Raw genomic sequence first — 12,063 nt, forward strand, 5'->3', positions numbered from 1 at the left:
CGCCCGGTCAGCGGCCGCGACCGCCGTAGCCATCACCGTATCCGTATCCGTATCCGTATCCATAGCCGTATCCGGGGTAGCCGTGGTCGCCGTTCCCGGAGCAGTAGTAGCCGTAGTAGCGGCACGTGGTGCCGGGCGACGGGCTAGCGGGCTCCGGCCGGGACGTCGACGGAGTGGCGGTCGGGGTGGGGGGCGCCTCGGGTGTCCTCGACGGTGTGGGTGTGGGGGTGGGGGTCGGGGTGGGCTCGGGCTGCGGCACCGGAGCGGCGGCTTCCCAGTTGACGACCTCCATCTGGAGATCGGTCTTGGAGGTGTCGATCACCCAGCGCTGGACCTCGTCGTCCGCCCGGGTCTTGAGGACCAGGGCCCCCGAGCCGTCGGTCGCGGCCGGGGCCAGGGCGAGCTCCTGGTCCCGGCGGGGCACCAGGGCGCCCTGGAGGATGAAGTCGTAGCTGATGTCCTTGGTGTCGGGCCGGGACGGGCCCGTGCAGGGGGCGAGCCGCACCGAGTAGCCGAGCCGCGAGTCCAGACACAGGTCGGGGGCGGCACCGTTGCGCAGCAGCCCGTCGGTCTCGTACGTCCACTGCTGGGCGGGGGCCGAGGAGCAGGTGGTGAGTGCGGCTTCCGCGTCCTCGACGGCCTTCTTGCCCTCGACGCCGACGCACAGGCCCGAGGCGACGTTGTGCAGCCGGCCGCGCAGAGCGCCCTTGCGGGGCTCGCCCGCGCCGATCCAGGACGGGTCACCGGTCGGCTTGGCCGCGCCCGGGCCGGATGCCTCGGAGGGCCGGTCCGCGGCGGCCGGCGGGGCTGTGTCGCCGGAGTTGCCTATGGACCACAGGACCAGCGGGAGGACGACCAGGCCGCTGACGGTCAGGACGCCCACGGTGAGGTTTCGGCGACGGGCGGCACGGCGGGCCGCCTTGTGGGCGGATCTGGGAGAGGCGGATCCGGGAGAGGCGGTGCGCGGGCCCACGGCGTCCGGACCGGGGGCCGTTCCAACGGCCGGTGCCGGCGCGTCGGGAGGGGTGGTGGGGAATGCCTCCTGGGCGTGGGCCAGGGCCAAGGCCTGCGCCTGGTCCTGCGCCTGCGTCTGGACCCGGACCTGCGATGGGGCCCCCGCTTCCCCTTCGGCTGCGGGGGCGGGTGGCGCGGCCACCGGGTCGACGGGGTCGGTGAACGACTCCCCCACCGCGCCGGCGAGGGCGACGGGGTCCGGGAACGCCGCACGCGCGGCACCAGCCGGTTCCGTACCGGCCGTGCCCCCGGGAACGCCGCTCTCCGGGGAGGCCTCCGCGGCCCTGATCGACGCACTCTCCGCGTAGTCCTGCCCGCCCCAGCCCAGCACCGCCTCCGCCAGGGCGACGCCGAGCCCGTGGTTGAACCGGTCGAGCTGGTCCGCGGCGGAGCTGCAGTGCCCGCATCCCTCGATATGCGCGCGTAGATCCGGGTCGAGTTCGAGGGCGCCCCGTCGATACGTCACGTCGAGCAGGCGCAGATAGCGCCGGCATTCCTCGTCGGGGGCGAGTTCGCGGTGCAGCTGGAGGCACTCCTCGCGCATCCGGTCACGGGCCCGGGCCAGTTCGACGCGCGCGCCCTCCTCGTCCAGGCCGAGCAACCCGGCGGGGGCCGTGAGCGGTTCGGACTCGACCTCGATGTGCCACAGCAGGCAGCGGGCCGACTGGGGCAGCCGCTGAAAGGCCCCGGACAGCAGGCGCCGGTGCTGCCTCGGCAGCAGCCGGGCGGCCGGCCGCTCCCCGTCACCGGCCTCGGACAGCAGATCCGGGTGGAGCATGTCGCGTCGGTGGTCGGTGGCCCACTCGGCCGCGATCCGCCGCACGGTGACGAGCAGTTGGGGCCGCCAGGCGGATGTCGGACCGTTCTGGCGCAGGCTTTCGCCGAAGAGCCGGGTGAAGGCCGCGGTGGTGAGCATTCCGGCGAAATGCGGACCGGCGGTGCACAGCCGGGCGTAGGCGAAAGCCGCCTCCCAGTGCCGGTCCAGCAGCTCGCCGACGGGATGAAGTGCGGGCGTCGCGCCCGTCCACTTCCTGAGCTCGGCGCTCAGTTGCTCGTCCGTCGGGCCGAACCTGCGGGCCGGGGCCGGGGAATTCGACGGACTTGCGTCGTTCACGGATGCATTCCTCTCAAGGACATGCGGAATAAAGTCCATACCAAGGGGTATGCCAGCACGGCGGCCTCGCGCATACGAAAGAACGGCGTGCTGTCCGCACGCCGACAGGGCACACCTTTGCACAGGTCAGCGACAGGGAACAAGAGATCTCGCCGTTTCGTGCATTGTGTAGGCGGCCAGGGCTTTTTGACAAACTGTCAATCAGCGTGCCGAAAGGGATTTCCGGGCTGCCCGCTCGGCTTTTATGGCAGGTATTCGCCCGGTTCCCGTCGCCGTCCGGAAACCGCTGGGCCGGACGGGTCGCCGTACTCTGTCCGGTACGCGCCGGGCGGTATCCCGTAGCGCTCGCGGAAGACGCGGTTGAAGTGGGACGGGCTGGCGAAACCCGAGGCAGCGGCCACACGTTCCACGGGCAGGTCGGTGCCCTCCAGCAGCCGCGCGGCGTGCCGCAGCCGGGCCTCGCGCAGGGCGCGCATGGGCGACCGGCTGAGCTGCCGGCTGAACAGGTGGGCGAAGCGGGACGGCGACAGGGCGACGTCCTCGGCAAGCGAGCGGACGGTGTGCGGGGCGCCCGGGTCGGCGGCGATCAGCTCCTCGGCCCGGCGGATCCGTGCGTCGAGGCCGGGGCGGGGCGCCGCCGGCCGGGCACCGGCTGTGGTGAGGAGGACGATCTCCTCCAGCGCGCACAGGGCGAGTTCGCGGGCCGCACTGCCGTGTGCGACGGCGACCTGCACGTCCGGGGACGCCGGTGCGGCCGGCGCCTCGGTCCCGGTCCCGGTCCAGCGGGCGTCGGTGTGCATCCGCCGGAACGCAGACTCGACGCGGCCGCGCACACCGGCCGGGGCGGACGTGACCACGTACACCCCGTCGCCGGCGTCGTACGGCCGCAGCCACCCGGCCCACGACGGACGGGCCTGGCAGTGCGCCCACCAGAACCGCCAGTGCCGGGCGCCGGGTTCCACCGCGTAGCCGTGCGGGACACCCGGCGCGAGCACCACGAGGTCACCGGCGCCGGCCGAGGTCTCCACGGCACCCTGCCGCAGCCGGCCCCGGCCTCCCGTGGTCCAGGTGAAGAGCCAGCTCGCCGAGCCACGCGGGCGGTTGACGGCGTAGCCGGGCGACTGGTCGAAATGGCCGAGCACGACCAGGCCGGGCGGCGGGGCGGGGACCCCGTCGTTCCCGTTCGCAGCAGTGCCGGGCAATCCGTCAGCACGCACGGGCATCCTCCTCGACGACAGGGCGGCCTAGTGTCGGACCGTGGACACCCGACCGAGGAGTGCGCTCATGACAGTCACGGGCAACGGCGCCGCCGGCGCTCCCATCCTGGATCCCGCCGGGCTCCGGCGGTACCGGGAGGGGTTCGAGGAGGACGGTTTCACGGTCGTACGCGGGCTCTTCGGGGCCGACGAGATCGAGCGGCTGTGCGGTGAGTTCTCGGCCCTGCACGCGGCCGGGCCGGTTCCCGGGCACTTCGAGCCGCGTGCGTCCGGGGCGGACGCCGATCCGCTGCGCGTCTGGCCCCGGGTCATGCACCCGCACGAGATCAACGGCCTCGCCCGGGACGTCCTGCTGGACGCCCGGCTGCGCACGGTCCTGGAGACGCTCCTCGGGGAGGAGGTCCTGGCCGCGCAGAGCATGTTCTACTTCAAGCCGCCCGGCGCCCGGGGCCAGGCGCTGCACCAGGACAACTTCTATCTGCGGGTGGAGCCGGGCACGTGCGTGGCGGCGTGGCTGGCATGCGACGTGATCGACCGGGAGAACGGCGGGCTGGAGGTCGTGCCGGGCACGCACCGGATGGAGGTGTTCTGTCCGGAGGAGGCGGATGCGGGGGTTTCCTTCGCCCGGGAGTATGTTCCGCCGCCGCCCGGGATGGCGCCGGTGCCGGTGGACATGTCGCCGGGGGATGTTCTGTTCTTCAACGGCAGCCTGGTGCACGGGTCGCGGCCGAACCGGTCGGGGGATCGGTTCCGGCGGTCGTTCATCGGCCACTATGTGGGGCGGTCGGCGGAGCGGATCGGTCGGTTCTACCGGACCTTGTCGATGAGTGGGGGGCGGGTGGCCCTGTCGGAGAGTGAGGGGGCGGGGCCCTGCGGGACGGAGTTCTCGTCGCCGCAGGGGCCGCACTGATCGGTTGGCTGCGGGTTTCGTCGTGGCTTGTCGCGCCCACGCGGCGGAGCGGCACATCGATACAGCCCCGCGCCCCTGAAGAAGCTCAGTGGCCGGCGATCGGATGTGCTGTGTAGGGGCGTTCCAGTTTCTCGAGTTCCTTGTCGCTGAGCTGGAGGTCGACAGCGGCCACGGCGTCCTCCAGATGCCGAGGCTTCGACGCTCCTACGATCGGCGCTGTGACCGTGGGCTGGTGGAGCAGCCAGGCGAGGGCCACCTGGGCGCGGGGGACGTCTCGGTCGGCCGCGATGCGGGTGACGGCCTCGACGATGGTGCGGTCACCCTCCTGGTACAGGTTGCTGCCGAAGGTGTCGGTGGCGCTGCGCTCGGTCGTGGTGTCCCAGTCGCGGGTGAGGCGGCCGCGGGCGAGCGGGCTCCAGGGCAGGACGCCCACGCCCTGGTCCTCGCAGAGGGGCAGCATCTCGCGCTCCTCCTCGCGGTAGATGAGGTTGTAGTGGTTCTGCATGGAGACGAAGCGCGTCCAGCCGTTCAGCCGCGCGGTGTACTGGGCCTTGGAGAACTGCCAGGCGTACATCGAACTGGCCCCGATGTAGCGGACCTTGCCGGCCTTGACGACGTCGTGCAGGGCCTCCATCGTCTCCTCGACCGGGGTGTGCGGGTCGAAGCGGTGGATCTGGTAGAGGTCGACGTAGTCGGTGCCGAGGCGGGTGAGGCTCTGGTCGAGCTCGGTGATGATCGCCTTGCGGGACAGTCCGGCGCCGTTCGGACCGGGCCGCATGCGGCCGTGCGCCTTCGTCGCGAGCACGATCTCGTCGCGGCGGGCGAAGTCGCGCAGGGCACGGCCGACGATCTCCTCGCTGGTGCCGTCGGAGTAGACGTTCGCCGTGTCGAAGAAGTTGATCCCCGCCTCGACCGCCTGCCGGATCAGCGGGCGCGAGGCCTCTTCGCCGAGGGTCCACTCGTGACGGCCGCGGTCGGGCAGGCCGTAGGTCATGCACCCCAGACAGATCCGGGAGACGTCCAGGCCCGTCGAACCGAGCTTCACGTACTGCATCGTTGCTGCTCCTGCCTTCGGGAGGGGTTTCCAGGGGAGCGTACGTGCTCGTGTGCGCTCGAAGGCAGGGTGTGCCGGACCGGCTGACGGGCCGTCATCGTTGCTGCCCCCAGGTGACCGCACGGCGTGGGAGCGGCGAGGCGGCCGGACCGCTGCCGCATCCTCGGCGCAGGTGACCGGCGCCCGGTCGGTCGGCGGTGTACGGGAGAACGCGTGGCGGCACGACGGAGGACACTCAGGATCCTGACCGGGGCGGCCGTGGCGTCCCTCGCCCTGATCTCGACCGCCTGGAGCCGTCCGGCCCCGCCCGGACACGAGGTCAGAGCCCAGGCTCCGGTGGCCGAGGGACCGGCGACGCTGTGCGCGCCCGCGGGCGTGCTGCGCGGCGCGGACGGCGAGCGGGCCACGGTCAGCCTGTGCGCGGGCAGCGGCACCCCGGTGATGGCGGTCTCGGCACCCGCGAACTGCGACCGCCCCGGCACGTCCGTCCGGTACGCCTGTCTGACCTCCGGCACCTGGACGGCGAAACGCCAGGGCAGGACGGTCGCATCCGGGACACTGCCCGGTTCGCAGCCGTACCCCGGCCCGGGGGTCTACGACGTCACGGCCACCGTGCATGTCCGCTCCACGCCGGGCGGGGTGGACCTGCGCGGCACGGTCCGGGCCGTGCTCACCATGAGCGCGCCGAAGCAGCGGCCCACGCACCGTGTCGAGGTCGACCGGACCACCCTGCGTCGCGGGGCCACCACCACGCTGACGTACCGGGTGTACCGCGACAGCGAACAGGGCGACGGCAGTGCCCGCTTCGGGCTGATCGGCGAGGAGAGCACGGGGGTGCGGATCAGCACGGCGGACGCCCGGTGCGTCAACCCGCTCATCGGACGGGCCCCGGCCGAGGACCGGCTGACGTACTCCGTGGACTGTGCGCTGACCGACCTCCAGCCGGGCCGTCCGGCCACCGTGCGGGTCCAGGTGACACAGGGCTCCGCCTGCTCGACGGTCGTCTCGAAGCTGGGCTACTGGATGCCGCGCGGGCAGGCGCTCTACACCGGCGGCATGGTGGAGGGGCCCACGGTCGGCTGCGGCTGACCGTCAGCCCCGTTCGACCAGGTCCAGCGCCCGTTCCCAGCCGAACTCCGGCCGCCCGCCGTCCTCGCCCGGCTCTCCGGTGTACGGCTCCCCGAACCGCGCGCCCATCCCCCGCAGCCGTTCGAGGCTGTCCCGGTAGGCGGGGTGGGCGGCCAGCGCGTCGGCCACGCACGGCAGGACGGCGATCGGCACGCCGAGCCCCGCGACCTCGCAGAGGGTGCCCAGCGCGAGGGTGTCGGCGATGCCGGCCGCCCACTTGTTGACGGTGTTGAAGGTGGCGGGTGCGACGACCAGGGCGTCGGGCGCCGGGAAGGGGCGCGGCTCGCCCGGGGTGCGCCAGGCGGAGCGGATGGGGCGGCCCGTCTGGGCTTCTACGGCCGCCGTGTCGAAGAAGCCGTTCATGGCGACAGGCGTCGCGATGACACCGACCTCCCAGTCCCGCTCCTGCGCGGCGGTGATCAGTTTGGTGACGTCCGCGGCGATTCCGGCGGCGCAGACGACCACGTAGAGGAAGGGCTTGCGGGCGGCCTGGTCGGTCATCCCGGAAACCCTAGCGACTCCCCCGGGCTCACCGGAGGGGGACGGCGCGACCGCGCTCCGGCTCCGGCCGCGGGCCGAGGATGCGGCGTTCCTCCTCCTCGATCGGTACGTCGTTGATGCTCGCCTCACGGCGGGTCATCAGGCCGTGCCCGTCGAACTCCCACAGCTCGTTGCCGTAGGAGCGCCACCACTGTCCCTCGGTGTCCCGGCACTCGTACTGGAAGCGGACGGCGATGCGGTTGCCGCCGAAGGCCCAGAGGTCCTTGCGCAGCGCGTACTCCCGCTCGCGCTCCCACTTGCGGGTCAGGAACTCGACGATCCGGGCGCGGCCGGTGACGAAGGTGTCGCGGTTGCGCCAGACGGAGTCCTCCGAGTAGGCGAGGGCGACCTTCTGCGGGTCGCGGGTGTTCCAGGCGTCCTCGGCGGCCTGGACCTTCTGTGCGGCGCTCTCTCGGGTGAAGGGCGGCAGGGGCGGGCGGTCGGTCATGGATTCTCCCCGGTCACAGCGGAGAACGAGCGTTCTCCAGATGGCTGCTACGGTAGGAGAACGCTCGTTCTCGCGTCAAGGAGTGGTGGTACATGGACAGCGCGGTGGCCCGGGAGCGGGCGCTGGACGCGGCCGAGGAGCTGTTCTACGGGCGGGGCGTGCGGTCCGTCGGGATGGACGACGTGCGCGGCATGTCCGGGGTCTCGCTCAAACGGCTCTACCAGCTGTTCCCGGCGAAGGAGCAGTTGGTGGAGGCGTATCTGGAGCGGCGCGACGTGCGCTGGCGCGGGCAGCTGGCCGAGTACGTGGAGCGGCACGGGAAGCCCCGGGAGCGGATTCTGGCCGTGTTCGACTGGCTCGGCGGATGGTTCGGCGAGCCGGACTTCCGCGGCTGCGCGTGGATCAACGCGTACGGCGAGCTCGGCGCCACGTCCGCGCGCGTGGCCGGCCAAGTGCGCGCGCACAAGCGGGCGTTCCGGGACTACCTCGCCTCGCTCGTGGACGCGGCGGGGCTGCCCGGCGCGCTGGCCGGGCAGCTGTTCCTGCTGGCCGAGGGTGCCATGGTCACGGCGGGTGTCACCGGGAGCGCCGAGCCCGCGGCCGAGGCGCGCGAGGCGGCCCGGCTGCTCCTGGGGACCACATGAGGCCGGGCTTCAGCTCACCCTCTCCGAGACGGTGATGGCGCTCACCGGGCAGGCCCGGGCCGCCTCCCGCACCAGCGGGCTGCCGCCGCCGTCCTCCTGTCCGGGCAGTAGGGCGCTGTAGCCGTCGTCGTCCTGGGTGAACACCTCCGGGGCTGTCAGGGCGCACTGGCCCGCGCCGATGCAGACGTCCGTGTCGATCTCGATGTCGATGTGCATGTGCGGAAGCCTCTTACCAGGTCACGGGGAGTTCCAGCATCCCCTGGATCGTGTCGCCCGGCTTGAAGGGAATCTCGTCGGCCGGGGCGGCCAGGCGCAGGCCGGGCAGCCGGTCGAAGAGGGCGTGCAGGGCGATCTCCAGTTCGGCGCGGGCGAGGTTCTGGCCGAGGCACTGGTGGATGCCGAAGCCGAACGCGACATGGTGCCGGGACGGGCGGTTCCAGTCGAGCGTGTCCGGCTCGGGGTAGACCGTCTCGTCGCGGTTGATGACGGAGGTCGCGAAGACCACGCCCTCGCCCTCGCGGATCGTCGTCCCGGCCACCTCGATGTCGTCGACGGCCAGGCGCAGCATGCCGTCCGCGATCGACAGCATCCGCATCAGCTCCTCGACCGCTGTCGGCAGCAGCCCCGGGTCCGCGCGCAGTTCGGCGAGCCGCTCGGGGTGCTGGAGCAGGGTGAAGGTGCCGAGCGAGATCATGTTGGCGGTCGTCTCGTGGCCCGCGACCAGCAGGATGAGAGCCATCGCGATCAGGCCCTCGGGGTCGAGCGCGCCCTCGCTCAGCTGCCGGTGGACCAGGTCGTCCAGCAGACCGGCCCCTCGGTCCTTCTGCTTGCGGTCGATCAACTCACCGAAGTACGCCTCCAGCCGGTCGCGGGCGTCCAGCACGTCGGCGGTCTCCGGGCCGCGCAGCAGCCGTCGCGACTGGGTCTCGAAGAAGTCGTGGTCGGAGTACGGGACGCCGAGCAGGGCGCAGATCACCATGGACGGCACCGGCAGCGCGAAGGCGGTCACCAGGTCCGCGGGCGGGCCCTGGGCGATCATCGCGTCGAGCCGTTCGTCGACGATCTGCTGGATCCGTGGCCGGAGTTCGACGGCCCGTTTGAGGGTGAAGTCCCCGACGACCATGCGCCGCTGGGTGCGGTGTTCGGGGTCGTCGACGCCGAGCAGGGCCGTTCTGCGGTTGCGGATCCCGGCGAACCGCTTGGTCGGGGCGGGGAAGCCGGGCCGGTCGCGGTCGGACGACAGGCGCGGGTCGGCCAGCAGCGCGCGGGCGATCGCGTGCCCGCTGACCAGCCAGGCCTCGCGGCCGTCGAAGAGGGTGATGCGGGTGAGGGGGCGCTCGGTGCGCAGCGCGTCGTAGGCGGCGGGCGGGTGGTAGGGGCAGGTCCGGCTCTGGGGGAAGGCGACGGGTGCGGTCGTGTCCGTCATGAAGACCTCGCAGACGAGTAGTGCGTCGTGCCGATCATCATTAGATGCCCCGGGCACCTATAGGGCGACGCGAAGTTCGGCCAGTTCGGTTGCGGCGGCAACATGGCCGGGGAAGGGCGTCTTCACGTTCGAAGGCAGGGGTCCGGAGCCCGTGATGAGCGAACAGGGCTCTCAAGGGGAGCCGGGGACTCCGGGGCCGTCATGGCGGCGATTCGAAAACCGGTTGTCGGTGCGGCGGGACAGGCCTCAGGATCCAGCCATGCCTACGCCCGATGTCCTTCCGCCGTCGCTGTCCGTCGCCGCTTCCGCCACGCGCCGACAGCAGCGGTCCGGCCTCCGTGGAGGTCCGACGCCGCCGCGGTCATGACGGCCGCGCTCGTCGCGGGGCTGCTCGCCGGGTACGGCATCGCCGTCCCCGTGGGCGCGGTCGGGACCTACCTCGTCTCCCTCACCGCCCGAACGTCCCTGCGTACCGGTGTCTGCGCCGCGCTCGGCGTCGCCACCGCCGACGGGCTGTACGCCCTCGCCGCCACGCTCGGGGGCACGGCCCTGGCCGCCGCGCTGCGGCCGGTGCTCGGGCCGCTGCGCTGGGTCTGTGTCCTGGTGCTGCTCGGGCTGGCGGTGTGGGGCGCGGTCACCGCCCTGCGCGAGTACCGCGGCCACCGGCTCGCCACGCGGACGGCCCCCGCTCCCCCGAGTCCCGCCCGGGCCTACCTGGGGCTGCTCGGCATCACCCTGCTCAACCCCACCACCGTGATCTACTTCGCGGCGCTCGTGCTCGGCTCCCGGGCCACGGGTCCGGCCGGGCCGGTGGAGCAGGGTGTGTTCGTCCTGGCCGCCTTCGCCGCCTCCGCGAGCTGGCAGGTGCTGCTCGCCGGGAGCGGTGCCCTGCTGGGCCGGGCGCTGACCGGTCACCGGGGCCGGCTGGCGACGGCGCTGGTGGCGAGCGGGGTGACGACGGCCTTGGCCGTGCGAATGGCGGTTTCTCCAGGATGAATCGCGCGTGTACCGGTGTTGAGGGCAGGTATCAGTTACCAGTCGGCCTCTGACACGACGATGGGACGGGTTGCCATGCCTCTCGAAGGCGAGTACGAACCCAGCACGACGCAGTGGGTGCGCAAGCAGGTGGAACTGTACGAGAGCTCCGGCGGTACGGAGGGGACGACGCTGCAGGGCTCCAAGATGCCGGTCGTCGTCCTGACCTCACGGGGCGCCAAGAGCGGCAAGCTGCGCAAGACACCGGTGATGCGGGTGGAACACGAGGGGCGTTACGCCGCCGTCGCCTCCCTCGGCGGTGCGCCCAAGCACCCGGTCTGGTACTTCAACCTCAAGTCCGACCCGCATGTGGAGCTCCAGGACGGGCCCCGGAAGCAGGACATGACCGCCCGTGAGGTCACGGGCGAGGAGAAGTCCGAGTGGTGGGACCGGGCCGTCGCGGCGTATCCGGCGTACGCGGACTACCAGAAGAAGACCGACCGGGAGATTCCGTTGTTCGTGCTGGAGCCCGTCGCCGGCGACTGAGGCCAGGGCGGGCGGCAAGGAATTTCCGCTCGGGGTGCATGAACCGTTGGCGGCGGGGCACGCGTGGTTCAGGCCCCGCCGCGCTCCCCCGTCGCGGCGGGGCTTTCCGCTGCCTCCCGGGCGCGGCGGTCCGTGACGTCGAGGAAGATCTGGTCCGCCTCGGGCACCGTCCGGGAGATGGAGCGCTTGATACGGACGGCGACGTCCTCGACGTGCTCGCTGTCCAGGCCGGGCACCAGGTCGACGCGGGCGGCCACGAGGGCCGAGTCGAGGCCCGTCTTCATCGTGAACAGTGCCTCCACACTGTCGATCTCGGGCTGCGCCCGCAGCAGTGCCCGGATCCGCCCGCTCGCCTCCGGGTCGGCGGCCTCGCCGATCAGCTGGTCGCGCGCGTCACGGCCCAGCCGGAAAGCGACGTAGACCAGCAGGGCGCCGATCGCGAGTGAGGCGGACGCCTCCCACACCACCTGGCCGGTGACCATGTGCAGCGCCATGCCCACCATGGCCAGCGTGACGCCGAGCACCGCGGTGCCGTCCTCGGCGACGACCGTCCGCAGGGCCGGGTCGCGCAGCCCGGCGCGCATACCGCCCTGCCGGCGCACCTGGTACAGGGCACGCAACAAGGAACCGCCCTCCGCGAGGAGGGCGACGCCGAGCACGATCAGGCCGGCGACATAGCCGCCGAGTTTCTCCTCCGATCCGCTCGCGAGGGCCTCGAAGCCCTGAAAGAACGAGAAGCAACCGCCCATGACGAAGATCCCGACTGCCGCGAGGAGCGACCAGAAGAACCGCTCCTTGCCGTAGCCGAAGGGATGACGCCGGTCGGCGGGGCGGCGGCTGCGGCGCAGCGCCGCCAGCAGGAACACCTCGTTCAGGCTGTCGGCCACCGAGTGGGCCGCCTCCGACAGCAGGGCGGGTGAACCCGCCAACAGGCCGCCGACGGCCTTGGCGACCGCGATCACCAGGTTGGCCGCGAGCGCCACCAGCACGGTGACGCGTGTCCTCCGATCAGATCCCTGTTCAGTCACCCACGCCGATTGCCCCGGT

13 protein-coding genes are annotated in these 12,063 nt (G+C 72.3%); 5 read left to right on the plus strand and 8 right to left on the minus strand.

All coding sequences use genetic code 11. The annotated features are described in order from the left end of the window. Positions 1-7: 7 nt before the first annotated feature. Positions 8-2,128, minus strand: coding sequence for a ricin-type beta-trefoil lectin domain protein (locus ACZ58V_RS07265; protein WP_471288828.1), 2,121 nt, complete (start codon positions 2,126-2,128; stop codon positions 8-10). 242 nt (positions 2,129-2,370) lie between these two features. Continuing rightward, a complete protein-coding gene (locus ACZ58V_RS07270) occupies positions 2,371-3,351 on the minus strand; it encodes a helix-turn-helix domain-containing protein (protein ID WP_471288830.1) in 981 nt (326 codons plus the stop codon). 61 nt (positions 3,352-3,412) lie between these two features. On the opposite strand from ACZ58V_RS07270, the gene ACZ58V_RS07275 reads away from it, so the two are divergent. Then, a complete protein-coding gene (locus ACZ58V_RS07275) occupies positions 3,413-4,255 on the plus strand; it encodes a phytanoyl-CoA dioxygenase family protein (RefSeq protein WP_468185932.1) in 843 nt (280 codons plus the stop codon). An 85-nt stretch (positions 4,256-4,340) separates the two neighbouring features. Here ACZ58V_RS07275 and ACZ58V_RS07280 read toward each other — a convergent pair whose 3' ends face one another. Next, positions 4,341-5,309 (minus strand): aldo/keto reductase, encoded by a 969-nt coding sequence (locus tag ACZ58V_RS07280; protein ID WP_468185930.1) that lies wholly within the window; start codon positions 5,307-5,309, stop codon positions 4,341-4,343. A 213-nt stretch (positions 5,310-5,522) separates the two neighbouring features. On the opposite strand from ACZ58V_RS07280, the gene ACZ58V_RS07285 reads away from it, so the two are divergent. Continuing rightward, positions 5,523-6,398: a hypothetical protein gene (locus tag ACZ58V_RS07285; RefSeq protein WP_468185927.1), complete on the plus strand. Its 876-nt coding sequence runs from the start codon at positions 5,523-5,525 to the stop codon at positions 6,396-6,398. A 3-nt stretch (positions 6,399-6,401) separates the two neighbouring features. On the opposite strand, the gene ACZ58V_RS07290 is transcribed toward ACZ58V_RS07285, so the two are convergent. Both ACZ58V_RS07290 and ACZ58V_RS07295 read right to left on the minus strand, forming a co-directional pair. Then, positions 6,402-6,938, minus strand: coding sequence for a flavoprotein (locus ACZ58V_RS07290; protein WP_468185924.1), 537 nt, complete (start codon positions 6,936-6,938; stop codon positions 6,402-6,404). A gap of 28 nt (positions 6,939-6,966) precedes the next feature. Then, entirely contained in the window at positions 6,967-7,425 is a 459-nt protein-coding gene (locus tag ACZ58V_RS07295; RefSeq protein ID WP_468185921.1) for a nuclear transport factor 2 family protein, read from the minus strand. A 92-nt stretch (positions 7,426-7,517) separates the two neighbouring features. Between ACZ58V_RS07295 and ACZ58V_RS07300 the strand changes: the two genes are divergently transcribed. After that, positions 7,518-8,069, plus strand: coding sequence for a TetR/AcrR family transcriptional regulator (locus ACZ58V_RS07300; RefSeq protein ID WP_468185918.1), 552 nt, complete (start codon positions 7,518-7,520; stop codon positions 8,067-8,069). Between the two features lie 9 nt (positions 8,070-8,078). Here the strand turns inward: ACZ58V_RS07300 and ACZ58V_RS07305 are convergent, their stop codons facing one another. Together ACZ58V_RS07305 and ACZ58V_RS07310 are read right to left on the minus strand one after the other, a co-directional pair. Then, complete coding sequence (locus ACZ58V_RS07305) at positions 8,079-8,279, minus strand: ferredoxin (protein WP_372498772.1); 201 nt, start codon at positions 8,277-8,279, stop codon at positions 8,079-8,081. Positions 8,280-8,298: 19 nt separating this feature from the next. After that, positions 8,299-9,495, minus strand: coding sequence for a cytochrome P450 (locus ACZ58V_RS07310; protein ID WP_471288835.1), 1,197 nt, complete (start codon positions 9,493-9,495; stop codon positions 8,299-8,301). Between the two features lie 363 nt (positions 9,496-9,858). On the opposite strand from ACZ58V_RS07310, the gene ACZ58V_RS07315 reads away from it, so the two are divergent. Then, a complete protein-coding gene (locus tag ACZ58V_RS07315) occupies positions 9,859-10,491 on the plus strand; it encodes a LysE family transporter (RefSeq protein WP_468185913.1) in 633 nt (210 codons plus the stop codon). A 75-nt stretch (positions 10,492-10,566) separates the two neighbouring features. Beyond that, on the plus strand, positions 10,567-11,016 hold the full coding sequence (locus ACZ58V_RS07320; protein WP_189721998.1) for a nitroreductase family deazaflavin-dependent oxidoreductase: 450 nt from the start codon (positions 10,567-10,569) through the stop codon (positions 11,014-11,016). A 68-nt stretch (positions 11,017-11,084) separates the two neighbouring features. Here the strand turns inward: ACZ58V_RS07320 and ACZ58V_RS07325 are convergent, their stop codons facing one another. Further along, positions 11,085-12,005: a cation diffusion facilitator family transporter gene (locus ACZ58V_RS07325; RefSeq protein WP_468185909.1), complete on the minus strand. Its 921-nt coding sequence runs from the start codon at positions 12,003-12,005 to the stop codon at positions 11,085-11,087. Positions 12,006-12,063 lie beyond the last annotated feature (58 nt).

Source organism: Streptomyces sp. NPDC040589, assembly GCF_055594445.1.

What these genes read in the sequence shown, in the direction of transcription:
- ACZ58V_RS07270 (WP_471288830.1), bottom strand. Translation starts at nt 3,351, where the DNA reads ATGCCCGTGCGTGCTGACGGATTGCCCGGCACTGCTGCGAACGGGAAC.
- ACZ58V_RS07275 (WP_468185932.1), top strand. Translation starts at nt 3,413, where the DNA reads ATGACAGTCACGGGCAACGGCGCCGCCGGCGCTCCCATCCTGGATCCC.
- ACZ58V_RS07280 (WP_468185930.1), bottom strand. Translation starts at nt 5,309, where the DNA reads ATGCAGTACGTGAAGCTCGGTTCGACGGGCCTGGACGTCTCCCGGATC.
- ACZ58V_RS07290 (WP_468185924.1), bottom strand. Translation starts at nt 6,938, where the DNA reads ATGACCGACCAGGCCGCCCGCAAGCCCTTCCTCTACGTGGTCGTCTGC.
- ACZ58V_RS07295 (WP_468185921.1), bottom strand. Translation starts at nt 7,425, where the DNA reads ATGACCGACCGCCCGCCCCTGCCGCCCTTCACCCGAGAGAGCGCCGCA.
- ACZ58V_RS07300 (WP_468185918.1), top strand. Translation starts at nt 7,518, where the DNA reads ATGGACAGCGCGGTGGCCCGGGAGCGGGCGCTGGACGCGGCCGAGGAG.
- ACZ58V_RS07310 (WP_471288835.1), bottom strand. Translation starts at nt 9,495, where the DNA reads ATGACGGACACGACCGCACCCGTCGCCTTCCCCCAGAGCCGGACCTGC.
- ACZ58V_RS07315 (WP_468185913.1), top strand. Translation starts at nt 9,859, where the DNA reads ATGACGGCCGCGCTCGTCGCGGGGCTGCTCGCCGGGTACGGCATCGCC.
- ACZ58V_RS07320 (WP_189721998.1), top strand. Translation starts at nt 10,567, where the DNA reads ATGCCTCTCGAAGGCGAGTACGAACCCAGCACGACGCAGTGGGTGCGC.